The following is a 24,769-nucleotide window of genomic DNA, read 5'->3' as shown; positions in this document are numbered from 1 at the left end:
CCTCGATCGCGCCGCACAGGAGAGCCGACATGGACAACGCAGAACTGACCCGCCGCAAGGAGGCCGCCACGCCGCGCGGCGTGGGCGTGATGTGCAACTTCTACGCGGACCGCGCCGAGAACGCCGAACTGTGGGATACCGAAGGCCGCCGCTACATCGACTTCGCCGGCGGCATCGCCGTGCTCAACACCGGCCATCGCCATCCGCAGCTGATGCAGGCGCTGCAGGCGCAGATGAGCCGCTTCACCCACACGGCCTACCAGATCGTCCCGTACGCCAGCTATATCCAGCTGGCCGAACGGATCAACCAGCTGGCGCCGGGCGATTTCGCCAAGAAGACCGCCCTCTTCACCACGGGAGCCGAGGCGGTCGAGAACGCCGTCAAGATCGCTCGCGCGGCCACCGGCCGGCCCGCCGTCGTCGCCTTCGGCGCGGCGTTCCACGGCCGCACGCTGCTGGGCATGGCCCTGACCGGCAAGGTCGTGCCGTACAAAGTGGGCTTCGGTCCGTTTCCGGCCGACATCTACCATGTGCCGTATCCGAACGCGCTGCACGGGGTATCCACCGATGACGCGCTGGCGGCCCTGGGGACCCTATTCAAGACCGACGTGGACCCGCGCCGCGTGGCGGCCATCATCATCGAACCGGTACAGGGCGAGGGCGGTTTCAATATCTGCCCGCCGGCCTTCATGCAGGCGCTGCGCGCCCTGTGCGACGACCACGGCATCCTGCTGATCGCCGACGAAGTCCAGACCGGCTTCGGCCGCACCGGCAAGCTGTTCGCGATGGAACACTACGGCGTGGCGGCCGACCTGACCGCCATGGCCAAGAGCCTGGCCGGCGGCATGCCGCTGTCGGCGGTGTGCGGCCGCGCCGAGGTCATGGACGCGCCGCCGCCGGGCGGCCTGGGCGGCACCTATGCCGGCAATCCGCTGGCGGTCGCCGCCGCGCTGGAGGTGATCCGCATCATCGAGGCCGAGGACCTGCTGGCGCGCGGCACGCGCCTGGGCCACCAGTTGCGCGACCACCTGGAGGCGCAGCGCCACGACGTCCCCGAGATCGCCGAGGTGCGGGCGCTGGGCGCCATGGTGGCGGTGGAATTCCGCCAGCCCGGCAGCGATGCGCCCAGCCCCGAATTCGCGCGCCAGGTCCAGGCCCGCGCGCTCGAACAGGGGTTGCTGCTCCTGACCTGCGGCAGCGACGGCAACGTCATCCGCTTTCTTTTCCCGCTGACGATCCCGGAGGCGGTCATGCGCGAAGCGCTGGACATCCTGGCCCGGACGTTGCGCGGCCAGAACGCTTGAATGCCCACACACGACCAAGGAGATTGACCATGAAACGCCCAGGCGCCATCCCCACGGTGCAGATCGACAACGAGCGGGTCAAGGTGACCGAGTGGCGCTTTCCGCCCGGCGGCGAAACCGGCTGGCATCGCCATGGCATGGACTATGTCGTCGTGCCCATGACCACCGGCCCGCTGCTGCTGGAAACCCCCGAAGGGTCGGTCACCAGCCAGCTCACCCGCGGCGTTTCCTATACCCGCCCGGAGGGCGTGGAGCACAACGTGATCAACCCCAGCGACACGGAATTCGTCTTCGTGGAAATCGAGATCAAAGCAGCGTAGCCCCCAATCAGCGAGGACAGCCATGAAGGCGTTTTTTTCCGAAGAACAGCTGTTGCATGTGCCCGAGCAATTCATGCGGCTGGGCCGCATCAGCGCGCCCACCGACGTGCCGACCCGCGCCGAGACGCTGCGCGCCATGCTGGCCTCGCGCGGCGTGACGGTGGACAGCCCGCCCGACTACGGCCGCGAGCCGCTCGAGGGCATACACAGCCACGAGTACCTCGACTATCTCGAACACGCGTACACCCGCTGGCAGGCGATGCGCGCCAACGGCGCCGACCCGGGCCCCGAAGTGCTGCCCAACCTGTCGCCCTACTACAACGGCCGGGTCGAGCATGCCGCCCGCGGCCCGTGCCCCTCCACTTCCATCGTGGCCGAAACCGGCTACTACCTGAGCGACCTGTCGTGCCCGGTCGGACCGCATACCTGGCGCTCGGCCCTGCGCTCGACCCATTGCGGCGTGGCCGCCGCCGACTGGGCGCTGCAGAACCAGGCCCTCGCCTACGCGCTGTGCCGGCCTTCCGGACACCATGCGCACCGCGACCGCGCCGGCGGCTTCTGCTACCTCAACAGCAGCGCGGCGGCCGCGCAGCGCCTGGCGCAACGCTGCGAGCGCGTCGTGGTGCTGGACGTCGACGCGCATCATGGCGATGGCACGCAGAACATCTTCTACCAGCGTTCGGACGTGATGACTATCTCGCTGCACGCCGACCCGTCCGGGTACTACCCGTTCTACACTGGCTATGCACACGAGCGCGGCTACGGCAGCGGCCACGGCTACAACCTGAACTTCCCCCTGCCGCACGGCGCGCGCAACGCCATTTTCCTGGAAACCCTGGACAGCGCCCTGACCGCGCTGCGCGACTACCGGCCGCGCGCGCTGGTGCTGGCGCTGGGCTTCGACACCTACAAGGACGACCCCATCAGCGTGCTCAAGCTGGACATGGACGCCTACCGCCAGATCGGCGAACGCATCAACGGCCTGGGCCTGCCCACCGTGGTCGTCCAGGAAGGCGGCTATATGGTGCCGGCCATCGGCCCGGCGCTGGAAGCCTTCCTGCAGGGCATGGCGCCCGCCACAGTCTGACCCGCAACGGAGCCTCATCATGACTACTGCCACCGCACTTTCGATCAACGGCCAACGCCTGTGGGACTCGCTCATGGAGCTGGCGAAAATCGGCGCCACGCCCAAGGGCGGCAATTGCCGCCTGGCGCTGACCGAACTGGACGGCCAGGGCCGCGACCTGCTGGTGCGCTGGATGCGCGAAGCGGGCCTGGAAATCACCGTCGACCAGGTCGGCAACATCTTCGGCCGCCGGCCCGGCGCGCGCCCGGAACTGCCCAGCGTGGCCACCGGCAGCCACATCGACACCCAGCCCACCGGCGGCAAGTTCGACGGATGCTTCGGCGTCCTGGCCGGACTGGAGGTCATGCGCACGCTGCAGGACCACGACGTGCGCACCGAGGCGCCGCTGGAACTGGCGATCTGGACCAACGAGGAAGGCACGCGCTTCGTGCCCGTCATGATGGGCTCCGGCGTCTTCTGCAACATCTTTCCGCTCGAGACGGCCCTGTCGGCCACCGACGTGGACGGCAAATCGGTGCGCGACGAGCTGGCGCGCATCGGCTACGCCGGCGACGCGCCGGTGGGCCAGCGCAAGCTGGGCAAGTACTTCGAGGCGCATATCGAGCAAGGCCCCATCCTGGAAGCCGAGGACAAGGTCATCGGCGTGGTCACCGGCTCGCTCGGCCTGCGCTGGTACGACGTCACCGTGACCGGCATGGAGGCGCACGCCGGCCCCACGCCCATGCCCATGCGCCGCGACGCCCTGTACGCCGCCACGCACCTGATGCAGGAAGTCGTGCGCATCGCGCTGGACTACGCCCCCCAGGGCCGCGGCACCGTGGGCGTGGCCAACGTCTATCCGTCCTCGCGTAACGTCATTCCCGGCAAGGTGTCGTTCACGGTCGACCTGCGCCACCCGGACGCCGTGCGCCTGGCCGAGATGGACGCCCGCCTGCGCCAGGCCTGCCAGGCGCTGGGCGCGGGCGACACCACCGGCTATCCGGTCGACGTCGATCTGCGCGACGTCCAGCACTTTCCCCTCACGCCCTTCGAGCCCGCCCTGATCGGCGCGGTGCGCCAGCAGGCCGAGGCGCGTGGCTACAGCCATATGGACATCGTCACCGGCGCCGGCCACGACGCCGTCTACGTGGCTACCGTCAGCCCGACGGCGATGATCTTCGTGCCCTGCAAGGACGGCATCAGCCACAACGAAGTGGAAGACGCCGACCCGGCCCACCTGGAGGCCGGCGCCAACGTCCTGCTGGGCGCCATGCTGCAGCACGCGGGCATGGTGGAGCGCTGAACATGGCCCCCGCCCCGGCGCCGGCCGCCGCCCGCCAGCGGCGCCTCGGCATCGCGCTGTTCTTCGGCGCGCTGGTGGCCTTTGCCACCTTCGACGCGGCCTGCAAGTACATGCTGCAGTTCTATCCGGCGCCGTTCCTGAATGTGATGCGCTACACGGCGGTGGCCACCATCGCCGCGTTCATGCTGCTGCGCCACGGCCTGCCGCGCCTGTCGGCCACGCCGCGCCGCGGCCTGCTGGTGGTGCGCGGCCTGATGCTGGGCACGGTGGGCACCTGCTTCATGACGGCGCTGATCTGGATGCCGCTGTCCGAGGCCACCGCCATCTACTTCACCTCGCCGATGATCATGGTGGCCTTGTCGCCCTGGCTGCTGGGCGAATCGGTCGGACGCGCCCAGTGGCTGGCGGTGGCGGTCGGGTTCGGCGGCATGCTGCTGATCGTGCGGCCGGGCGCCGACCTGCCCGCGCTGGGCACCGTGCTGATGGCGGTGGCCGCCGTGAGCTACGCCATTTTCCAGCTGCTCACGCGCAAGCTGGCCGGCCAGGTGCCGGGCCACGTGCAGTACGCCTACACCGCCTTCATCTGCCTGCTGATGACGGCGCTGCCGGCGCCGTTTTTCCTGCCGCAGCCCTGGCCGGGCCTGGCCGACAGCCTGGTGATCATCGCCCTGGGCCTGTGCAACGGCCTGGCGCAGATCCTGTTGATCGGCGCCTTCCAGCGCGTCGAAGCCTCGACGCTGGCGCCGCTGAACTACTGCCATCTGCTGATGGCCGTCGCCTTCAGCACCTTCTGGTTCGGCATGCCACCCGACGCGCCGGCCACAGCCGGCATGGCGCTGATCGTGGCCGCCGGCATTTTCCTCGTCACGCGGCGCGCCCCCGGCACGCCGCGCCTGCCCGTTCGCGACAAGGAGTCCGCCGCATGAGCACCCTGCCCCCGCTGTCCCATTGGGAATCCCTCGCCGCCGGCCTGACGCTGCGCAACCAGGCCTTCATCGACGGCCGCTGGCACGATGGCCGGGCCGGACCGCTGGCCGCCATCAACCCGGCCACCGGCCAGTTGCTCGCCGAAGTGACGGCCTGCTCGCAAGCCGATATCGACCAGGCCGTCGCGGCTGCGCGGCGCGCCTTCGAGTCCGGCGTGTGGTCGCGCATGCCGCGCCGCGAGCGCAAGCAGTGCATGCTGCGCCTGGCCGCGCTGATCCGCGAGCACGCCGAAGAACTGGCCCTGATCGAAACGCTGGACATGGGCAAGCCGATCGGCGACACCATGGCCTTCGACATCCCAGAAACCGCGCATACCTACGCGTGGTATGCCGAGACCATCGACAAGCAGTACGACGAAATCGCCCCCACCGACGCCGACGCGCTGGCCACCATCACGCGCGAACCGCTGGGCGTGGTGGCCGCCGTGGTGCCATGGAACTACCCGCTGCTGATGGCCTCGTGGAAGGTGGCGCCGGCGCTGGCCGCCGGCAACAGCGTGATCCTCAAGCCGGCCGAGCAGTCCTCGCTGTCGGCCCTGCGGCTGGCCGAACTGGCGCTCCAGGCCGGCATCCCCGCCGGCGTGCTCAACGTGGTGCCGGGCGCCGGCCCGGTGGCCGGGCGCGCGCTGGGACTGCACATGGACGTGGATTGCCTGGCGTTCACCGGCTCGACCGCCACCGGCAAGCGCTTCATGGAGTATTCCGGGCAATCCAACCTCAAGCAGATCTGGCTGGAATGCGGCGGCAAGTCGCCGCACATCATTTTCGACGACTGCCCCGACCTGGACCGCGCCGCCCTGGCGGCGGCCATCGGCATCTTCAACAACCAGGGCGAGGTCTGCATCGCCGGCTCGCGCCTGTACGTGCAAGCCGGCATCTACGACACCTTCGTCAGCAAGGTGGAGGCGTGCGCGCGCGCGATGCAGCCGGGCAATCCGCTCGACCCGGCCTCGCCGATGGGCGCCATGGTCGATGAAAGGCAGATGGCGCGCGTGCTGGAATATGTCGAAAGCGGCCGGCGCGAAGGCGCGCGGCTGCGCATGGGCGGCGAGCGCGTGCGCGCCGACAGCGGCGGCTACTACATAGAACCCACCATCTTCGAATGCGCGCGGCCCGACCTGACCATCGTGCGCGAGGAGATCTTCGGCCCCGTGCTGGCGGTCACCCGGTTCGACGGCGAAGACGAGGTGGTGGCGCAGGCCAATGCCTCCGCCTATGGCCTGGGGTCGGGCCTGTGGACGGCCGACCTGTCGCGCGCCCACCGCGTCTCGCGCAGGCTGCGCGCCGGCCTGGTATGGGTGAACTGCTACTTCGACGGCGACGTGACGGTGCCGTTCGGCGGCGTCAAGCAATCCGGCTTCGGGCGCGACAAGTCGCTGCACGCGCTGGACAAGTACACCTCGCTGAAGACGACCTGGATCCGCCTGTAGCCGGGGCCGCTCAGTAGCCGCGGCGGCGCGTGACCATGCCGGTGACCGGCTCGCCGCGCAGGAAGGCGCGGATCTTGGCCGCCAGCTGCGCCACCGTTTCACGGCGCAGGCTGATGGCCGCGATGTGCGGGGTGATCGCCACGCGCGGATGCGACCAGAACGGGTGGCCGGCCGGCAGGGGCTCTTCGCGAAACACGTCGAGCGCCGCGCCTGCCATATGCCCGCTGTCGAGCAGCGCCAGCAGGTCCTCTTCCACCAGGTGCTCGCCGCGCCCCATGTTGATCAGGTGGGCGCCCGGCAGCAATTGCGACAGGGTATCGCGGCGCAACAGGTCGCGCGTCTCGTCGGTCAGCGGCAGCGTGTTGACCAGCACCCGGGTGCGCGCCAGGAAGGCCGGCAGCGCATCGGCGCCGCCAAAGGCCTGCACGCCCTGCGGCGCATTGCCGCTGCGCGACCAGCCCGCCACCGGATAATCCATGCCGGCCAGGGTCTGCGCCACGCGCGTACCCATCACGCCCATGCCCAGCACGCCCACCGGCCATTGCGTGCGATCGAGCTCGGGCAGCGGATGCCATTGCCCGGCGCGCTGCTGCGCGTCATACGCGTCGAACTGGCGGCTGGCGCGCACCAGCGCATGCGCCGCGTACTCGGCCATCTGCACCGCCATGCCCGCGTCCTCCAGTCGCACCACGGGAAAATCCGGCGGCAGCGTCTCCAGCCTGAACAGCGCGTCCACGCCGGCGCCCAGGTTGAACGCCGCGCGCAGGCCAAGCTCGCGCTCGAACAATTCGGCCGGCGGGTTCCAGACCACCGCCAGTTCGGCATGCTGGACCGGCTGGCCCGCCTGCCATGCGACCACCTCGGCCTCGGGCAAGGCCGCCTGCAAGGGCTCCGTCCATTCGCGCGGATCGATGGCATTGCAGGAGGCGTAGATGATTTTCACGGCGGTTCCATGGCGGCAGGCAGGCGGTAGGGACCATAGCCGGCGCCACGCCTGCGCGGCGCCGTCTTGGCGGATAATGGCGATGATATAACAGCCTCGTCCAGGAATCCGGCATCACCGCAACGGAAACGCAACCATGACCACTCTCAGCTCCGCCCAGCAGCAGGACATCCAGTACCAGCTGCACTCCTACACCAACGCGGTCAAGCACCGCGACGTGGGCCCGCGCATCATCACCCACGGTGAAGGCGTATACGTGTTCGACGACCAGGGCAACCGCTACCTCGAAGGAATGGCCGGCCTGTGGAGCGTCGCGGTGGGTTTCGGCGAGCAGCGCCTGGTCGAGGCCGCGGCGCGCCAGTTCCAGGAACTGCCCTACTACCATACGTTCACGCACAAGTCGCACCCCAGCGTCATCGCGCTGGCCGAGCGCCTGATCGGCTACACCGACGGGCGCATGGCCCAGGCGTTCTTCACCAACTCCGGCTCCGAGGCCAACGACACGGTCGTCAAGCTGGTGTGGTACTACAACAATGCGCTGGGCCGCCGAGACAAGAAGAAGATCATCGCGCGCCAGCGCGGCTACCACGGCGTCACGGTCGCCTCGACCAGCCTCACCGGCCTGCCCGGCAACCACAAGGACTTCGACCTGCCGCTGCCGCAGATCCGCCACACCGCCTGCCCGCACTACTACCGCTACGGCCTGCCGGGCGAAACCGAGGAAGATTTCGCCACCCGCATGGCCGGCGAACTCGAGGCCATGATCCTGCGAGAAGGCCCAGACACGGTGGCCGCCTTCATCGGCGAACCTGTCATGGGCGCCGGCGGCGTCATCGTGCCCCCGCGCACCTACTGGCAGAAAATCCAGGCGGTGTGCCGCAAGTACGACATCCTGGTCATCGCCGACGAAGTCATCACCGGCTTCGGGCGCCTGGGCCAGCGCTTCGGCTCGCAGGTCTTCGACATCGAGCCGGACATCATGGTGCTGTCCAAGCAGATCACCTCCTCGTACCAGCCGCTGGGCGCGGTGCTGCTCAATGCCCGCGTGGCCGACGTGGTGGCCGAACACAGCGGCCGCCTGGGCACTTTCGGGCATGGCTATACGGCCAGCGGCCACCCGGTCGCCACCGCGGTGGCGCTGGAGAACCTGCGCCTGATCGACGAACGCGGCCTGATCGAGCACGCCGCCGAAATGGGCGCGCTGCTGCACCTGGAGCTGCAGGCCCTGTCCAGCCATCCGCTGGTGGGCGAGGTGCGCGGCGTCGGCCTGATCGCCGGCGTGGAGCTGGTGGCCGACAAGGCCACGCGCCAGCCCTTCGACCCGCTCGGCAAGGCCGGCGGCTACGCCTACGAGCGCGCGCACGACCATGGCCTGATCGTGCGCGGCATCCAGGACACCGTGGCCTTCTGCCCGCCCCTGATCATCACCGCCGAACAGGTGCGCGACATGGTCGCGCGCTTTGCCCGCACCCTGGACGACGTCGCCGCCCACGTCGCGCAGGGCTGATCGGCGGGCGCGCGCGCATGCCGGCGCCGCGGCCTCGGCCGCGGCAACAGCGCGCGCGCCAGCTGACCCTCAGCGCCGCCGCGATCCCAGCAGGGATCCCAGCACGCCCCGCACCAGTTCGCGCGCCATCTGGCGCGCCGTGCTCTTGGCCACGCTCTGGACCACGCCGTCGCGCTTGCCGCCGCGCGGGCCGGTCGAACCGAACAGCACCTCGTTGATGCCTTGCATCAGCCCGCCCTCCTCGGCGGGCGCGGCCGGCGCGCCATTCTTGCCCGCGGGCGCGCGGGCGCCGTCCGTGGCCGGCGCATCGGCCGCGGCGCGCGCGGTCAGCACCTCGTAGGCCGACTCGCGGTCGACGGTCTGCTCGTACTTGGGCGCCAGCGGCATGGCCTGCCTCAAGGCCTGGCGCTCGGCATCGGTGGCCGGGCCGATGCGGCTACCCGGCGGCAGGATCCAGGCGCGTTCGGTCGGGGTCGGCCGTCCCTTGGCATCCAGCAGCGAGACCAGGGCCTCGCCCACGCCGAGCTCCGTGATGGCGGCCTCGATATCCAGCCCCGGATTCGGGCGCATCGTCTGCGCCGCCGTCTTGACCGCCTTCTGGTCGCGCGGCGTGAAGGCGCGCAAGGCGTGCTGGATGCGGTTGCCCAGCTGGCCCAGCACGGTGTCCGGGATGTCCAGCGGATTCTGCGTCACGAAATACACCCCCACGCCCTTGGAGCGCACCAGCCGCACCACCTGCTCGATCTTGTCCAGCAGCGCCGATGGCGCATCATTGAACAGCAGGTGCGCCTCGTCGAAGAAGAACACCAGCCCGGGTTGCTCTGGGTCGCCGATCTCGGGCAGCTTCTCGTACAGGTCGGCCAGCAGCCAGAGCAGGAACACCCCGTACAGGCGCGGCGCCTGCATCAGCTTGTCGGCCGCCAGGATATTGACCATGCCGCGCCCCTGCGCATCGGTGCGCAGCAGATCGTGCACATCCAGCATGGGCTCGCCGAAGAATTGCTCGGCGCCCTGCGACTCCAGCCGCAGCAGGCCGCGCTGGATGGCGCTCACCGTGGCGGCCGACACATTGCCATAGCGCGTCTTCAGCTCGGCCGAGCGGTCCGCCACGTTCTGCAGCATGGCGCGCAAGTCCTTCAGGTCCAGCAGCAACTGCCCCTCGTCGTCGGCCACGCGGAACACCAGCGTCAGCACCCCTTCCTGGGTATCGTTGAGCTCCAGCATGCGCGACAGCAGCAAGGGCCCCATGTCCGACACCGTGGCGCGGATCGGCACGCCCTGTTCGCCGAACACATCCCACAGCGATACCGGGCTGGCGCCCCAGGCTGGCTCGGGCAGGCCCAGGTTCTTCAGACGCTCCTGCAACTTCGGCGATGGCGTACCCGCCTGCGATACCCCGGTCAGATCCCCCTTTACATCAGCCATGAAAACCGGCGTGCCAATACGGGAAAACGCCTCGGCGAGCACCTGAAGCGTCACCGTTTTGCCCGTGCCGGTGGCGCCGGTAATGCAGCCGTGCCGATTGGCCAGCGCGGGCAGCAGCGCCAGCTCGGTCTGGACATTCTTGGCGATAACAATGGGATCAGGCATAACCGCTGTCCGGAAGGGGGCAAAATCGGACGCCCAAGTGTAGAGCCTGGGCCGCCGCTTGTGGGCCGTGGCATGCACGACACACGCCTGCGGGGCGGCAGGGCCCCAGGCAGGCTAAAATAGGCATCTTTGCCGACAAATTCTTCGAGAAGCCATGGCCGGACACAGTAAATGGGCCAACATCCAGCACCGCAAGGGCCGCCAGGACGCCAAGCGGGGCAAGCTCTGGACCAAGATCATTCGTGAAATCACCGTCGCCGCGCGTGCCGGCGGCGCCGACCCGGACAGCAACCCGCGCCTGCGCATGGCCTGGGACAAGGCGACCGACGCCAACATGCCCAAGGACAACATCCAGCGGGCCATCCAGCGCGGCGCCGGCGGCGCCGACGGCGAAAGCTACGAGGAAGTCCGCTACGAAGGCTACGGCATCGGCGGCGCGGCGGTCATCGTCGACTGCATGACCGACAATCGCACCCGCACCGTCGCCGAAGTGCGCCACGCCTTCGCCAAGCATGGCGGCAACCTGGGCCAGGAAGGCTCGGTGGCCTTCATGTTCAAGCACTGCGGCCAGTTCGTGTTCGCGCCCGGCACCTCCGAGGAAGCCGTCATGGAAGCCGCCCTGGAGGCCGGCGCCGAGGACATCGCCACCGACGAGGAAGGCGTCATCGAAGTCGTCTGTGCGCCGGCCGATTTCACCGCCGTACGCCAGGCCTTCGAGGCCGCCGGCCTGAAGGCGGAAGTCGACGGCGTGGTCATGAAGGCGCTCAATGAAACCGAGCTCACCGGCGAAGACGCCGTCAAGATGCAGAAGCTGCTCGACGTCCTGGAAAGCCTGGACGACGTGCAGGAGGTCTACACCAACGTCGTGTTCGACGAAGCGCAATAACCGTCCGGGCGGCCGTGCCGCCCGTTTCCCGGCCTTGCCGTGCAAGCGCCGCGCCTTCTCCACGGGCATGAGTGGCAACCTTCAGAAACCCCGCAACATGAAACTCCTGGTAATCGGCTCGGGCGGCCGCGAACACGCCCTCGCATGGCGTCTGGCCCGCTCCCCGCGCGTCCACAAGGTCTACGTGGCGCCCGGCAACGGCGGCACCGCGCAGGGCGAGCAGCTCGAGAACGTACCGCTGAGCAGCGCCGAGGAACTGGCCGACTTCGTCCAGCGCGAGGGCGTATCGCTGACCGTGGTCGGCCCCGAGGCGCCCCTGGCCGCCGGCGTGGTCGACGTGTTCCGCGCCCGCGGCCTGAAGATCTTCGGTCCGACCAAGGCGGCCGCGCAGCTGGAAAGCTCGAAGGATTACGCCAAGGCCTTCATGGTCCGCCATGCCATCCCCACGGCGCGCTACGAAACCTTCACCGATCCGGCCCAGGCGCACGCCTATGTCGACCAGCACGGCGCGCCCATCGTGATCAAGGCCGACGGCCTGGCCGCCGGCAAGGGCGTGGTGGTCGCCATGACGCTGGACGAGGCGCATGGCGCGATCGACGCCATGCTGGGCGACGGCTCGCTGGGCGAGGCCGGCGCGCGCGTGGTGATCGAAGAATTCCTCACCGGCGAAGAAGCCAGCTTCATCGTCATGTGCGACGGCCGCCATGTGCTCGCCCTGGCCACCAGCCAGGACCACAAGCGCCTGAAGGACGGCGACGCCGGCCCCAACACCGGCGGCATGGGCGCCTATTCGCCCGCCCCGGTCGTCACACCCGAGCTGCACCACCGCATCATGCGCGAAATCATCCTGCCGACCGTGCAGGGCATGGCGCGCGACGGCATCCCCTACACCGGCTTCCTGTATGCCGGCCTGATGATCGCGGCCGGCGATGATCCCGACCGGCCCATCAAGACGCTGGAGTACAACTGCCGCATGGGCGACCCGGAAACCCAGCCCATCATGATGCGCGTCAAGAGCGACCTGCTCGATGCGTTCGAGCATGCCGTCGACGGCACGCTCGACCAGGCCGACATCGTCTGGGACCGCCGCACCGCCCTGGGCGTGGTGCTGGCCGCCCACAACTACCCTGCCACGCCGCGCACCGGGGACGTGATCGCCGGCCTGCCCGCCGCAACGGAAGACTGCGTGGTATTCCACGCGGCAACCGCCCTGGACGGCGATGCCACCAAGACCACCGGAGGGCGCGTGCTGTGCGTCACCGCCCTGGGCGACTCCGTGCGCATCGCGCGCGACCGCGCCTACGAGGCCGTGGACGCCATCCACTTCGACGGCCGCCAGTACCGCACCGACATCGGCTGGCGCGCGCTCAAGCCCTCGCAGCAGAAAGCCCCCAAACCCACCGCCTGATCGCCGTTTAGCGCCATGACCGCCGTAGCCATTCCCGCCGTACGCGACTACCTCACCGACCTGCAAGGCCGCATCGTCGCCGCGCTCGAGCAGGCCGGCGGCGAGGCGTTTCGCACCGATGCCTGGCAACGCGCCGAGGGCGGCGGCGGCGTGTCGCGCCTGCTCGAGGGCGGCCAACTGTTCGAACGCGCCGGCGTGCTGTTCAGCCATGTCAAGGGCACGCGCCTGCCGCCATCGGCCAGCGCCCACCGCCCCGAGCTGGCCGGCCGCGGCTGGGAAGCCATGGGCGTCTCCATGGTCCTGCACCCGCGCAACCCCTATGTGCCCACCACGCACATGAACGTGCGCATGTTCGTGGCCGCCGCGCGCCCCGGGCATGCCGAATCCGACGTCTTCTGGTTCGGCGGCGGGCTCGACCTCACCCCGTACTACCCGTTCGAGGACGACGCGCGCCATTTCCACCGCGCCTGCCGCGACGCGCTGGACCCGCACGGCGCCGATTACTACCCGCGCTACAAGCAGTGGTGCGACGAATACTTCTTCCTCAAGCACCGCAACGAAACCCGCGGCATCGGCGGCATCTTCTTCGACGACCTGAACGACCCCGGTTTCGACGCCTCGTTCGCGCTCACGCGCTCGGTCGGCGACAGCTTCCTGCCCGCCTACCTGCCCATCGTCCAGGCCCGCCGCGACATGCCCTACGGCGAACGCGAGCGCGACTTCCAGGCCTACCGGCGCGGCCGCTACGTCGAATTCAATCTGGTGTTCGACCGCGGCACCCTGTTCGGCCTGCAATCGGGCGGCCGCACCGAATCCATCCTGCTGTCCATGCCGCCGCTGGCGCAATGGCGCTACGACTGGCAGCCGCAGGCCGGCACGCCCGAAGCCGCCCTGGCCGAGTTCCTGCGGCCCCGGGAATGGGTGTGACACGCATCGGCCTGCTCGGCGGCAGCTTCGACCCGGTGCACGTCGCGCATATCGCGCTGGCCGACACCGCCAGGCAGTTCCTCGGGCTGGACCAGGTACAACTGATACCGGCCGCCAACCCCTGGCAACGCCAACCCCTGAAGGCCTCGGCGCCACACCGCCTGCGCATGCTGGAACTGGCCATCGCCGGCCACCCCGCCCTGGCCATCAACCCGGTCGAAATCGAGCGCGGCGGCGCCACCTACACCGCCGACACCGTGCGCGCCCTGCCCGGGGGCCCGCAGTACTTCTGGCTGCTGGGCACCGACCAGCTGCAGAATTTCTGCACCTGGCGCGACTGGCAGGACATCGCCGCCCGCATCGAGCTGGCCGTGGCCACCCGGCCCGGCGCCTCGATCGCCCCGCCGGCCGAGCTGGCCACGTGGCTGGCCGCGCACCGGCGCCAGCTGCACGAACTGCCCTTCGCACCCATGGCCGTATCGGCCTCCGACATCCGCCAGCGCCTGGCCGCCGACGCCGCCACCGACGGCCTGCTGCCCGAGCCGGTCGCGGCTTATATCGCCACGCATCACCTGTACCGCTGAACCCGTCCAAACGGGCCCAGTCCGCCACATCTACACCCGCGCCGCGGGTTATATTTATCGTTATGGATATACAAAAACTGCAACGCGCCATCATCGACGCCCTCGAGGATGTCAAGGCGCAAGACATCAAGGTGTTCAACACCAGCGAGCTGACCAGTCTGTTCGACCGCGTCATCATCGCCAGCGCCACCTCCAACCGCCAGACACGGGCGCTGACCTCCAGCGTGGCCGATCGCGGCCGTGCGCTCAAACTGACCGGCATCACCGTCGAAGGCGAGGACACCGGCGAATGGGTCGTGGTCGACCTGGGCTACATCGTCGTGCACGTCATGCAGCCCGCCATCCGCCAGTACTACAACCTCGAAGAGATCTGGGGCGGCAAGCCGGTACGCGTCAAACTGCTGCCCGAATCGACGCGCCCCGCCATGCCCGGCGCCGGCGCGCTGTAACCGGCGGGGCGATGAAACTCATCGTCGCCGCGGTCGGCACCCGCATGCCCGGCTGGGTCGAAACCGCCTGGGATGACTACGCCAAACGCCTGCCCGCCGACTGCGCGCTCGAACTGCGCGAGATCAAGCCCGAACCGCGCACCAGCGGCAAGACGCCGGCGCAAATGATGGCCGCCGAAGCGCGCCGCATCGAAACGGCGCAGCCGCCCGGCGTGCTGCGCATCGCGCTCGATGAGCGCGGCCGCGACCTCACCACCGTGGCGCTGTCGCAGCAGCTCGAAAAATGGCGCGCCGGCGGGCGCGACGTCGCCTTCCTGGTGGGTGGCCCCGACGGCCTGGACGCCGCCCTCAAGGCCTCCTGCGAAGGCCTGTTGCGCCTGTCCTCGCTGACGCTGCCGCACCCCATGGTGCGTGTGCTGCTGGCCGAACAGCTCTACCGTGCCTGGGCCATCATGACCAACCACCCCTATCACCGCGCCTGAACGGCCCGCCGATGTCCGACGCCACCCTTGCCGCCGATCCGCCCCGCCTCTACCTGGCCTCGGCCAGCCCGCGACGCCGCGAACTGCTGCTGCAGATCGGCCTGACACACACCGTACTGCGCGTCCCGGCGCCGCCCGGCGAAGACGAACCGCAACATCCCGGCGAAGCCGCGTGCGACTACGTCCGGCGCACTGCCCGCGACAAGGCCGAGCGCGGCCAGGCGTGGCTGCACAGCCAGCAACTACCCGACCTGCCGCTGCTGGCCGCCGACACCACCGTCATTGTCGACGGCATCGTGCTGGGCAAACCAGCCGACCGCGCCGACGCGCTGCGCATGCTCGCGGCCCTGTCCGGCCGCGAACACGAAGTCCACACCGCCGTCGCCCTCTGCCACCAAGGCAGGCTGCGCGAAGACGTCTCCATCACGCGCGTGCGCATGCGCGCGCTCGAACAAGCCGAACTGCAACGCTACTGCGACAGCGGCGAACCCTACGGCAAGGCCGGCGCCTACGGCATACAGGGGCTGGCCGGCGCCTTCGTCTCGCATATCGCGGGCAGCTACACCGGCGTCATGGGCCTGCCCCTCTACGAAACCGCCGCCCTGCTGCGCAGCGCCGGCATCGCCGTGCCCTGAGCGACGCCGGCGGCGCGGTCACCAGCTGTAGCGATACCCCAGCTGCAAGGTCCAGGGCGCCTCGAACCGCGCGCCCTTGGCGTACTCGTAGTCGGCGTACAAGGCATGCCGCTTGCCCAGCAAGGCGCCCACCCCCACGCGGGCCTCGGCGAATCCGCCGCGCGAACGCGTGACATGCCTGATGCCATTGGTGTAGACCGCGTTATCGGCCCCCAGCTCCTGGGCCCAGCCCAAGCGCGCATAGGGTTCAACGATATTGCCATTGGCCAGCCTCATCTGCCGGCCCGCCTCCGCCCCGGCGCGCAACACCCATGAATGCGCGCTGTCGGCGCGCACGCGCAGGCCATTGCTGGCCTCGTAGCGGCTGCCGTCGGCATGGAACCACGCCACCGAAGCCTGCGGCTCGACATACCAGCCGCCATCGATATCGATACGGCGCCCGCCGCGCAGCAACGCGCCCAGGCCGTGGCTGCGGTGCTTGGCATCGACCCGCTTCAGGTCGGTCGTGCGGACATCGAAACCATGCCGAAAACGGTTGTACTTGACCACGCCATCCACATAGGAGCCCGAATCATTCAGGTAGGAGACATACGCGCCGACGTGCGCGCTGTGCACATGCCCGGCGCGGTATGCGCCGCCATCGCGCCGGGTCTCGCTGTAGCCGGCCAGCATGCCGACGGACCACGCCGTCGTTGCGCCGCCGGCCACCCGCCTGTCGATGCCCAGCTCTATTCCGCTGACGGTCTGCTTCTGCCAGGGTCCGTAACCGGTATCGAGCCTCTGGCGCTGGCTCAGGCCGCGCGCCCAGAATCCGCCCGGCGACCCGCTCGAATGCAGGCCGCTCATATGGCGCAGCAACACGTCCATTTCGGCCTGCCAGATGCGCTGCGACGCCGCGATCGCCATCGCATTCACGGCGGCGGTCGCCGTGGTGGACAACTCGTTGGTCGGCGTCAGCTGCCAGGTGCGGGCCTTGTCGGCCTGCGCCTCGCTCGCCGTCAATTCGTACTGGCGCGCACCCGCGTCCACCCGTCCCCCCATGTTGCCCAGCGTAAACGCCGTATGGCCTTGTTCGTCTTCGATCAGCGGCACCTTGCTCGCGCCGCTCTCGGTGCCATCATCCGTGTTGTTGACCACCAGCACCTGCCGGTCGCCGAATCCCTGGGGCGCCAGCAGCACATCGGCCGTGCCGCTGGGCAAATGCGCATTCATGACTATCGTGCCCGTACCGGAAATGCCCTGCGTCGCGACCAGTGTCTTGAAAGCGCCCTTGGGCTGCGCCGGTGCCGCAAACGCCAGCGTGCCGCCCTCCAGCTTGACCTCGGCCACCCGGGAATCGCCCGTCACGGTCCAGACGCCACGATCGAGCAAGCGAACCGTATGGACCGCGCCGTCCGTGCGGCCCGCCCACGTCCCCCCGTCGGCGAGCGCCACACGAACCCTGGCCTGCTCGGGCGAACCGTCCGGCTGCTGCGGCTCTGCCGCAATGTCGCCCAATAGCTGCGCCCGGTCCTTGATGTCGAGGTTCAGGACCGACCGAGGGTCGATCAGCCTGATCGCCGCCGGCTGGTCCGACGACAGGCGTGCGCCGTTGAGCAGGGACACATTGCTCTCGCCGTCGACCTCCAACCCGGCCGCGCCGTGGCCATGGACTACGCTGCCGTCCACCGTAAGATGCCCGCTTTCCAGCAGCGCTGCGGCGCCGTCTCCGGTGCTCTCCACCAGTGAACCCGCCCGCACCATCGCGCTGCTTCGCGTCACCACCAGGCCATGAGCCCCTTGGCCGCCGGCCCGCACCTGCGCATGCGCCAGTTCGACCTCGCTGTGCGCCGCGACGTCCACGCCATGCGAGGCCTCGCCGACGGTACTCAATACCGTATCGCGGAACTGCGCGGAACCGCCGGCCAGCAGCCATGCAGCGGGCGAATTCGCGCCGGAGGTCGACAACGCGCCGCCGTTCATGCTGACGTGCGTACCCGCGTCCTCCACCTGCAAGGCGGGCGCGGTATCGCCCTGCGTCGTGACCCGCGTACCCGTCAACGTCCCCTGCATGCCTTCCTGCACATAGATCCCGGCGACTTCCTGGCCCCGGGCGGTAATATCCGAACCCGACAACGTGAAGCTGCCGGCATCCTGCGCATGTATCGCGGAAACGCCTGCCCCGTCGACCTGAACCACCAGCCCCTGTGCGTTCAACTGTGCGCCTTGCCACAGCACCACCGCGGGCGCCTGCTGGCCGGCCGTCTCCAGCGCCACGCCATGCAACGTGGCGCTGGCAGGCCCTGAAAGCTGCAGGGCGAAACTGTCATCGCCGCGCGTGCGCACCGTCGTCCCGGACATGGACAAGCGTGTACCGCCGCCTCCCTGCGGCTCATGGACAGAGACGCCCAGGGCCCCGGTCCCGGCAGTCTCGATGATCAGGTTCTGCAAAGAGACCGACGCGCCCAGCGCGGTGTTGTCCTGCGCATTTTCGGTGCCGACCCGCACGCCCTGGGCCTGGTTGCCGCTCGTCCGTATGGCGCCGCCCGTCACCCGAACCTCTGCCTGCCGGCCGGTCACGTTGATGCCGTGCTCGGACGCCTTGGTCGTCGCTATGGCGACATCGCCCAGAAACGCGGCGCCGCCATCGATTCGCTGCGCTGCCGTGACTGCGGCGGCGCCGGCGGCGTCCAGCAGGCCCAGCATCAACGCAGCGCCCGCTGAAATTTGGAAATGGATTGGATGGCGTCCGCCTGCGCCGTACCATCTCCTCGCTTGTCCTGCCATCTCAACACCTCTTGGCTAAAAAGGAATTGAGTAACCAGGCACAAGGAGATGATTGACAGAAAGCGCCTTGGCCGCCTCGATATCAATCGATGCAACACGGCGGCAATGGAGCACTCAAATCTGAAAAATCCCCAAGCGCGATTCCACAGTGTGTGTCTGGCCCCACACGGGGACTGACACGCGCTGCAGGCAGCACGGTCAGAAGCAGGGGATGTCTGCAGGTGCCAGTCCCCCTGCGGGGACAGGCACCCGGCGAGGTGCGGCGGATGCGGGCGCCTGGGCGCCTGCTTGTCACTACGATAGGCGGATGTGCTGCCGAGGCAGGATTCCACGGCGGGTGTCTGTCCCCGCACGGGGACTGACACACGCTGCAGGCAGCACGGTCAGAAGCTGGGATGTCTGCAGGTGCCCGTCCCCCTGCGGGGACAGGCACCCGGCGAGGTGCGGGCGCCTGGGCGTCCCCCCAAAAACAAAACCCCGCGAGCCATGAGGCTGCGGGGTTTTGAGCAATAAAAGCCTGACGATGACCTACTTTCACAGATGTACATCCACTATCATCGGCGCGAAGGCGTTTCACTGTCCTGTTCGGGATGGGAAGGAGTGGGACCACCTTGCTATGGTCGTCAGGCGTAACCGGCTAAGCGGTTGACGCATGGTCAACGGCTTGAATCTGGAAGAAGCACAGCGTGCGCCTGGCAGTCGGTTGGGACTGGCAGCGACGCGGGTTGCGTGTGTATGTTGTGTTGGTATGAACGGCGCTGGCGCTTACTGTCCAGCGGTAATAATTAAGACTTGAGAGTTATAGGATCAAGCCTCACGGGCAATTAGTATCGGTTAGCTTAACGCATTACTGCGCTTCCACACCCGACCTATCAACGTCCTGGTCTCGAACGACCCTTCAGGGGGATCTAGTCCCCGGGATACCTAATCTTCAGACGAGTTTCCCGCTTAGATGCCTTCAGCGGTTATCTCTTCCGTACTTAGCTACCCGGCAATGCCATTGGCATGACAACCGGTACACCAGAGGTACGTCCACTCCGGTCCTCTCGTACTAGGAGCAGGCTCCGTCAAGTATCCAACGCCCACGGCAGATAGGGACCAAACTGTCTCACGACGTTTTAAACCCAGCTCACGTACCTCTTTAAATGGCGAACAGCCATACCCTTGGGACCGGCTACAGCCCCAGGATGAGATGAGCCGACATCGAGGTGCCAAACACCGCCGTCGATATGAACTCTTGGGCGGTATCAGCCTGTTATCCCCAGAGTACCTTTTATCCGTTGAGCGATGGCCCTTCCATTCAGAACCACCGGATCACTATGTCCTGCTTTCGCACCTGTTCGACTTGTCAGTCTCACAGTCAAGCACGCTTATGCCATTGCACTATCAGCACGATTTCCGACCGTACCTAGCGTACCTTCGAACTCCTCCGTTACGCTTTGGGAGGAGACCGCCCCAGTCAAACTGCCTACCATGCACTGTCCCCGATCCGGATAACGGACCAAGGTTAGAACCGCAAACAAACCAGGGTGGTATTTCAAGGATGGCTCCCTCGAATCTGGCGACTCGAGTTCTGCGCCTCCCACCTATCCTACACAGGCCGGTTCACAGTCCAATGCAAAGCTACAGTAAAGGTTCATGGGGTCTTTCCGTCTAGCCGCGGGTAGATTGCATCATCACAAACACTTCAACTTCGCTGAGTCTCAGGAGGAGACAGTGTGGCCATCGTTACGCCATTCGTGCAGGTCGGAACTTACCCGACAAGGAATTTCGCTACCTTAGGACCGTTATAGTTACGGCCGCCGTTTACCGGGGCTTCGATCAAGAGCTTGCACCCCATCACTTAACCTTCCGGCACCGGGCAGGCGTCACACCCTATACGTCGACTTTCGTCTTTGCAGAGTGCTGTGTTTTTAATAAACAGTCGCAGCCACCGATTCTCTGCGACCCCTTCATGCTCAGCGCGCAGGCGCTTCACACTACCAGGGTATACCTTCTCCCGAAGTTACGGTATCAATTTGCCGAGTTCCTTCTCCTGAGTTCTCTCAAGCGCCTTGGAATATTCATCCCGTCCACCTGTGTCGGTTTGCGGTACGGTCTCGTACAGCTGAAGCTTAGAGGCTTTTCTTGGAACCACTTCCAATCACTTCGCGAGACTTGCTCGCTCGTGCCACACCCTTGATTCTCGCGCCCGGATTTGCCTAAGCGCCATCTTCAATGCAGCAACAGGGACGTCCAACACCCTGATGACCTTCCGCGATCCGTCCCCCCATCGCACTGTACGACGGTGCTGGAATATTAACCAGCTTCCCATCAGCTACGCATCTCTGCCTCGCCTTAGGGGCCGACTCACCCTGCGCCGATGAACGTTGCGCAGGAAACCTTGGACTTACGGCGAGGGGGCTTTTCACCCCCTTTATCGCTACTCATGTCAGCATTCGCACTTCTGATACCTCCAGCAGCCTTTACAAGCCACCTTCGCAGGCTTACAGAACGCTCTCCTACCGCGTGCACTAAAAGTGCACACCCGCAGCTTCGGTTTATCGCTTAGCCCCGTTACATCTTCCGCGCAGGACGACTCGATCAGTGAGCTATTACGCTTTCTTTAAAGGGTGGCTGCTTCTAAGCCAACCTCCTGACTGTCTATGCCTTCCCACTTCGTTTCCCACTTAGCGATAATTCGGGACCTTAGCTGGCGGTCTGGGTTGTTTCCCTCTTGAGTCCGGACGTTAGCACCCGGTGCTCTGTCTCCCAAGCTGTACTTGCAGGTATTCGGAGTTTGCCATGGTTTGGTAAGTCGCCATGACCCCCTAGCCATAACAGTGCTCTACCCCCTGCAGTAATACTTGAGGCACTACCTAAATAGTTTTCGGAGAGAACCAGCTATTTCCAGATTTGTTTAGCCTTTCACCCCTATCCACAGCTCATCCCCTAGTTTTTCAACACTAGTGGGTTCGGTCCTCCAGCACGTGTTACCGTGCCTTCAACCTGGCCATGGGTAGATCATCTGGTTTCGGGTCTACACCCAGCGACTGGACGCCCTATTCGGACTCGCTTTCGCTACGCCTTCCCTATTCGGTTAAGCTCGCCACTGAATGTAAGTCGCTGACCCATTATACAAAAGGTACGCCGTCACCCCATAAAGAGGCTCCGACTGTTTGTATGCATACGGTTTCAGGATCTATTTCACTCCCCTTCCGGGGTTCTTTTCGCCTTTCCCTCACGGTACTGGTTCACTATCGGTCGATCACGAGTATTTAGCCTTGGAGGATGGTCCCCCCATCTTCAGACAGGATTTCACGTGTCCCGCCCTACTTCTCTTACGCCTAGTTCCACACTCTGCATTTCGTCTACAGGGCTATCACCTGCTACGGCCGGACTTTCCATTCCGTTCGACTATGCAAAATGCTAAATCGTAAAGGCTCTTCCGATTTCGCTCGCCACTACTTTCGGAATCTCGGTTGATTTCTTTTCCTCGAGCTACTGAGATGTTTCAGTTCACCCGGTTCGCCTCCACTGGCCTATGTATTCAGCCAGGGATACCGCTTGCGCGGTGGGTTTCCCCATTCGGATATCTGCGGATCAATGCTTGTTTGCCAGCTCCCCGCAGCTTTTCGCAGGCTACTACGTCCTTCATCGCCTGTGATCGCCAAGGCATCCACCATATGCACTTAGTCGCTTGATCCTATAACACTAAAGTCTTATAGGTGCTGTTCATTCGCGCTTGTGCCGTTCATAAGTTCAAAGCACCTGACCAAACGCTTGCGCGCCCAGCCAGTTCTTGAGACTTGGAACAAAATCATGCAATCACAACCCGTATCCGTCTTCATCGACTCGCGTCGACTACTAAACGAACACTTTACGTTGTGCTTCTTCCAAATTGTTAAAGAACATATATAGCTGTCGGGCCAAAACCCAACGCTTAACACTGACTCGCAGCACTAAGCGTTGCTCTCTCGCCTTCCTGGTCTCGCCTGCCAACCCGCTCCCATCTTCAAGACGGGTTCTGGTGGAGGTGAACGGGATCGAACCGATGACATCCTGCTTGCAAAGCAGGCGCTCTCCCAGCTGAGCTACACCCCCATTTCCCTCTCAGGAAACCTTGGTGGGTCTGGTTGGATTCGAACCAACGACCCCCGCCTTATCAAGACGGTGCTCTAACCGACTGAGCTACAGACCCGCGAAACCTTTCTCTCTCGGATCAGCAGCCACCGATCCAGCAGCTATATAACAACAACCGATAAGCGTGGACACTTGACACGAGCACTCAAGCTCTTAAAGGAGGTGATCCAGCCGCACCTTCCGATACGGCTACCTTGTTACGACTTCACCCCAGTCATGAATCCTACCGTGGTAATCGCCCCCCTTGCGGTTAGGCTAACTACTTCTGGTAAAACCCACTCCCATGGTGTGACGGGCGGTGTGTACAAGACCCGGGAACGTATTCACCGCGACATGCTGATCCGCGATTACTAGCGATTCCGACTTCACGCAGTCGAGTTGCAGACTGCGATCCGGACTACGATCGGGTTTCTGGGATTGGCTCCCCCTCGCGGGTTGGCGACCCTCTGTCCCGACCATTGTATGACGTGTGAAGCCCTACCCATAAGGGCCATGAGGACTTGACGTCATCCCCACCTTCCTCCGGTTTGTCACCGGCAGTCTCATTAGAGTGCCCTTTCGTAGCAACTAATGACAAGGGTTGCGCTCGTTGCGGGACTTAACCCAACATCTCACGACACGAGCTGACGACAGCCATGCAGCACCTGTGTTCCGGTTCTCTTGCGAGCACTCCCAAATCTCTTCGGGATTCCAGACATGTCAAGGGTAGGTAAGGTTTTTCGCGTTGCATCGAATTAATCCACATCATCCACCGCTTGTGCGGGTCCCCGTCAATTCCTTTGAGTTTTAATCTTGCGACCGTACTCCCCAGGCGGTCAACTTCACGCGTTAGCTGCGCTACCAAGGCCCGAAGGCCCCAACAGCTAGTTGACATCGTTTAGGGCGTGGACTACCAGGGTATCTAATCCTGTTTGCTCCCCACGCTTTCGTGCATGAGCGTCAGTGTTATCCCAGGAGGCTGCCTTCGCCATCGGTGTTCCTCCGCATATCTACGCATTTCACTGCTACACGCGGAATTCCACCTCCCTCTGACACACTCTAGCCCGGTAGTTAAAAATGCAGTTCCAAGGTTAAGCCCTGGGATTTCACATCTTTCTTTCCGAACCGCCTGCGCACGCTTTACGCCCAGTAATTCCGATTAACGCTTGCACCCTACGTATTACCGCGGCTGCTGGCACGTAGTTAGCCGGTGCTTATTCTGCAGGTACCGTCAGTTGCACAGGATATTAGCCCGTGCCGTTTCTTTCCTGCCAAAAGTGCTTTACAACCCGAAGGCCTTCATCGCACACGCGGGATGGCTGGATCAGGGTTGCCCCCATTGTCCAAAATTCCCCACTGCTGCCTCCCGTAGGAGTCTGGGCCGTGTCTCAGTCCCAGTGTGGCTGGTCGTCCTCTCAAACCAGCTACGGATCGTCGCCTTGGTAGGCCGTTACCCCACCAACTAGCTAATCCGATATCGGCCGCTCCAATAGTGCGAGGCCCGAAGGTCCCCCGCTTTCCCCCGTAGGGCGTATGCGGTATTAGCCACGCTTTCGCGTAGTTATCCCCCGCTACTGGGCACGTTCCGATACATTACTCACCCGTTCGCCACTCGCCACCAGGCCGAAGCCCGTGCTGCCGTCCGACTTGCATGTGTAAAGCATCCCGCCAGCGTTCAATCTGAGCCAGGATCAAACTCTTCAGTTCAATCTCTGTGTGTGGACCCTGATCGAAACCAGGATCCGTATCGCTTGCTCAAAGGAAGTGAGGTTTAAAAAACCTTACTTCATTCAGTGAGCACTTGATAATGCTTTGCTTTCGATGACGACCGTAGCCGCCACCGTGCGCTCGCACCAAGTGCCCACACTTATCGGTTGTTAAATTGTTAAAGAGCGGCCCTGCCATCCGGCCTTCCGACCGGCGCTGCGTTTTCAGCAGCAGAGAGACGAGATTATGAAGAAGTTTTTTCAGCTTGTCAAGTCGGCCTCGCCTGCTCCGCACCTGACTCACCCCCTTCCTCAAGGCCTGCGCCTCTCACCTGGCACTTCTCGAAACCCCAGCACCCGCGCCGATCGGCATCAG

17 protein-coding genes, 2 tRNA genes and 3 rRNA genes are annotated in these 24,769 nt (G+C 65.7%); 14 read left to right on the top strand and 8 right to left on the bottom strand.

The features are described from left to right. The first annotated feature begins 29 nt into the window (after window positions 1-29). The 6 genes from gabT to LK409_RS10215 are packed head-to-tail and all read left to right on the top strand — an operon-like array spanning window position 30 to window position 6,409. Window positions 30-1,304: a 4-aminobutyrate--2-oxoglutarate transaminase gene (gene gabT / locus LK409_RS10240; RefSeq protein ID WP_003813168.1), complete on the top strand. Its 1,275-nt coding sequence runs from the start codon at window positions 30-32 to the stop codon at window positions 1,302-1,304. A gap of 29 nt (window positions 1,305-1,333) precedes the next feature. Beyond that, window positions 1,334-1,624: a cupin domain-containing protein gene (locus tag LK409_RS10235; RefSeq protein WP_033447274.1), complete on the top strand. Its 291-nt coding sequence runs from the start codon at window positions 1,334-1,336 to the stop codon at window positions 1,622-1,624. A gap of 22 nt (window positions 1,625-1,646) precedes the next feature. Beyond that, window positions 1,647-2,711 (top strand): histone deacetylase family protein, encoded by a 1,065-nt coding sequence (locus LK409_RS10230; protein WP_010928540.1) that lies wholly within the window; start codon window positions 1,647-1,649, stop codon window positions 2,709-2,711. A gap of 19 nt (window positions 2,712-2,730) precedes the next feature. Next, on the top strand, window positions 2,731-3,993 hold the full coding sequence (locus tag LK409_RS10225) for a Zn-dependent hydrolase (protein ID WP_010928539.1): 1,263 nt from the start codon (window positions 2,731-2,733) through the stop codon (window positions 3,991-3,993). 2 nt (window positions 3,994-3,995) lie between these two features. After that, window positions 3,996-4,919: a DMT family transporter gene (locus LK409_RS10220; RefSeq protein ID WP_003820271.1), complete on the top strand. Its 924-nt coding sequence runs from the start codon at window positions 3,996-3,998 to the stop codon at window positions 4,917-4,919. Further along, complete coding sequence (locus LK409_RS10215) at window positions 4,916-6,409, top strand: aldehyde dehydrogenase (RefSeq protein WP_003813176.1); 1,494 nt, start codon at window positions 4,916-4,918, stop codon at window positions 6,407-6,409. Before LK409_RS10220 ends, LK409_RS10215 begins: the two co-directional genes overlap by 4 nt. 10 nt (window positions 6,410-6,419) lie before the next feature. On the opposite strand, the gene LK409_RS10210 is transcribed toward LK409_RS10215, so the two are convergent. Further along, window positions 6,420-7,352, bottom strand: coding sequence for a 2-hydroxyacid dehydrogenase (locus LK409_RS10210; RefSeq protein WP_003813179.1), 933 nt, complete (start codon window positions 7,350-7,352; stop codon window positions 6,420-6,422). Window positions 7,353-7,488: 136 nt separating this feature from the next. Between LK409_RS10210 and LK409_RS10205 the strand changes: the two genes are divergently transcribed. Then, a complete protein-coding gene (locus LK409_RS10205; protein WP_010928538.1) occupies window positions 7,489-8,859 on the top strand; it encodes an aspartate aminotransferase family protein in 1,371 nt (456 codons plus the stop codon). A 69-nt stretch (window positions 8,860-8,928) separates the two neighbouring features. Here LK409_RS10205 and LK409_RS10200 read toward each other — a convergent pair whose 3' ends face one another. Then, window positions 8,929-10,449, bottom strand: a complete 1,521-nt coding sequence (locus LK409_RS10200) for a helicase HerA-like C-terminal domain-containing protein (RefSeq protein ID WP_041937212.1) — start codon at window positions 10,447-10,449, stop codon at window positions 8,929-8,931. Between the two features lie 154 nt (window positions 10,450-10,603). Here LK409_RS10200 and LK409_RS10195 point away from each other — a divergent pair, with 154 nt between their 5' ends. From LK409_RS10195 to LK409_RS10165, 7 genes are all read left to right on the top strand, one after another. Next, window positions 10,604-11,335, top strand: coding sequence for a YebC/PmpR family DNA-binding transcriptional regulator (locus LK409_RS10195; protein ID WP_003813187.1), 732 nt, complete (start codon window positions 10,604-10,606; stop codon window positions 11,333-11,335). A 67-nt stretch (window positions 11,336-11,402) separates the two neighbouring features. Beyond that, entirely contained in the window at window positions 11,403-12,743 is a 1,341-nt protein-coding gene (gene purD, locus LK409_RS10190; protein ID WP_076879816.1) for a phosphoribosylamine--glycine ligase, read from the top strand. Window positions 12,744-12,758: 15 nt separating this feature from the next. After that, window positions 12,759-13,670, top strand: coding sequence for an oxygen-dependent coproporphyrinogen oxidase (gene hemF, locus LK409_RS10185; RefSeq protein ID WP_010926320.1), 912 nt, complete (start codon window positions 12,759-12,761; stop codon window positions 13,668-13,670). Next, window positions 13,661-14,254, top strand: coding sequence for a nicotinate (nicotinamide) nucleotide adenylyltransferase (nadD, locus tag LK409_RS10180; protein ID WP_010928535.1), 594 nt, complete (start codon window positions 13,661-13,663; stop codon window positions 14,252-14,254). The genes hemF and nadD overlap by 10 nt, the downstream gene beginning before the upstream one ends. Before the next feature lie 62 nt (window positions 14,255-14,316). Beyond that, entirely contained in the window at window positions 14,317-14,703 is a 387-nt protein-coding gene (gene rsfS, locus LK409_RS10175) for a ribosome silencing factor (RefSeq protein WP_010928534.1), read from the top strand. A gap of 11 nt (window positions 14,704-14,714) precedes the next feature. Next, entirely contained in the window at window positions 14,715-15,185 is a 471-nt protein-coding gene (gene rlmH, locus LK409_RS10170; RefSeq protein ID WP_010928533.1) for a 23S rRNA (pseudouridine(1915)-N(3))-methyltransferase RlmH, read from the top strand. Window positions 15,186-15,196: 11 nt separating this feature from the next. Then, window positions 15,197-15,820 carry a Maf family protein gene (locus tag LK409_RS10165; RefSeq protein WP_003813200.1) on the top strand — a complete coding sequence of 208 codons (624 nt, stop codon included), beginning with the start codon at window positions 15,197-15,199 and terminating at the stop codon, window positions 15,818-15,820. Between the two features lie 18 nt (window positions 15,821-15,838). On the opposite strand, the gene vag8 is transcribed toward LK409_RS10165, so the two are convergent. The 6 genes from vag8 to LK409_RS10135 all read right to left on the bottom strand — a co-directional run bounded on the left by vag8 (window position 15,839) and on the right by LK409_RS10135 (window position 24,394). After that, window positions 15,839-18,586: an autotransporter Vag8 gene (gene vag8 / locus LK409_RS10160; RefSeq protein ID WP_010926319.1), complete on the bottom strand. Its 2,748-nt coding sequence runs from the start codon at window positions 18,584-18,586 to the stop codon at window positions 15,839-15,841. Window positions 18,587-19,101: 515 nt separating this feature from the next. Next, window positions 19,102-19,214: ribosomal RNA gene (rrf, locus tag LK409_RS10155) — 5S ribosomal RNA — on the bottom strand. A gap of 175 nt (window positions 19,215-19,389) precedes the next feature. Beyond that, window positions 19,390-22,271, bottom strand: a 23S ribosomal RNA gene (locus LK409_RS10150). A gap of 322 nt (window positions 22,272-22,593) precedes the next feature. Further along, a tRNA-Ala gene (locus LK409_RS10145) sits at window positions 22,594-22,669 on the bottom strand. A 20-nt stretch (window positions 22,670-22,689) separates the two neighbouring features. Beyond that, a tRNA-Ile gene (locus tag LK409_RS10140) sits at window positions 22,690-22,766 on the bottom strand. 97 nt (window positions 22,767-22,863) lie between these two features. Next, window positions 22,864-24,394: ribosomal RNA gene (locus tag LK409_RS10135) — 16S ribosomal RNA — on the bottom strand. The 16S, 23S and 5S rRNA genes sit together here with 2 tRNA genes alongside, the layout of an rRNA operon. Window positions 24,395-24,769: the final 375 nt, after the last annotated feature.

Origin of the sequence: Bordetella parapertussis, assembly GCF_020735925.1 — a bacterium.
Taxonomy (GTDB): Bacteria; Pseudomonadota; Gammaproteobacteria; order Burkholderiales; family Burkholderiaceae_B; genus Bordetella; species Bordetella pertussis.
The sequence above is the reverse complement of the archived record's forward strand: the minus strand, read 5'-3'. Positions and strand labels throughout refer to the sequence as shown.

What these genes read in the sequence shown, in the direction of transcription:
- gabT (WP_003813168.1), top strand. Translation starts at nt 30, where the DNA reads ATGGACAACGCAGAACTGACCCGCCGCAAGGAGGCCGCCACGCCGCGC.
- nadD (WP_010928535.1), top strand. Translation starts at nt 13,661, where the DNA reads ATGGGTGTGACACGCATCGGCCTGCTCGGCGGCAGCTTCGACCCGGTG.
- LK409_RS10195 (WP_003813187.1), top strand. Translation starts at nt 10,604, where the DNA reads ATGGCCGGACACAGTAAATGGGCCAACATCCAGCACCGCAAGGGCCGC.
- vag8 (WP_010926319.1), bottom strand. Translation starts at nt 18,586, where the DNA reads ATGGCAGGACAAGCGAGGAGATGGTACGGCGCAGGCGGACGCCATCCA.
- rlmH (WP_010928533.1), top strand. Translation starts at nt 14,715, where the DNA reads ATGAAACTCATCGTCGCCGCGGTCGGCACCCGCATGCCCGGCTGGGTC.
- rsfS (WP_010928534.1), top strand. Translation starts at nt 14,317, where the DNA reads ATGGATATACAAAAACTGCAACGCGCCATCATCGACGCCCTCGAGGAT.
- LK409_RS10220 (WP_003820271.1), top strand. Translation starts at nt 3,996, where the DNA reads ATGGCCCCCGCCCCGGCGCCGGCCGCCGCCCGCCAGCGGCGCCTCGGC.
- LK409_RS10205 (WP_010928538.1), top strand. Translation starts at nt 7,489, where the DNA reads ATGACCACTCTCAGCTCCGCCCAGCAGCAGGACATCCAGTACCAGCTG.
- hemF (WP_010926320.1), top strand. Translation starts at nt 12,759, where the DNA reads ATGACCGCCGTAGCCATTCCCGCCGTACGCGACTACCTCACCGACCTG.
- purD (WP_076879816.1), top strand. Translation starts at nt 11,403, where the DNA reads ATGAGTGGCAACCTTCAGAAACCCCGCAACATGAAACTCCTGGTAATC.
- LK409_RS10215 (WP_003813176.1), top strand. Translation starts at nt 4,916, where the DNA reads ATGAGCACCCTGCCCCCGCTGTCCCATTGGGAATCCCTCGCCGCCGGC.
- LK409_RS10230 (WP_010928540.1), top strand. Translation starts at nt 1,647, where the DNA reads ATGAAGGCGTTTTTTTCCGAAGAACAGCTGTTGCATGTGCCCGAGCAA.
- LK409_RS10225 (WP_010928539.1), top strand. Translation starts at nt 2,731, where the DNA reads ATGACTACTGCCACCGCACTTTCGATCAACGGCCAACGCCTGTGGGAC.
- LK409_RS10235 (WP_033447274.1), top strand. Translation starts at nt 1,334, where the DNA reads ATGAAACGCCCAGGCGCCATCCCCACGGTGCAGATCGACAACGAGCGG.
- LK409_RS10165 (WP_003813200.1), top strand. Translation starts at nt 15,197, where the DNA reads ATGTCCGACGCCACCCTTGCCGCCGATCCGCCCCGCCTCTACCTGGCC.
- LK409_RS10200 (WP_041937212.1), bottom strand. Translation starts at nt 10,449, where the DNA reads ATGCCTGATCCCATTGTTATCGCCAAGAATGTCCAGACCGAGCTGGCG.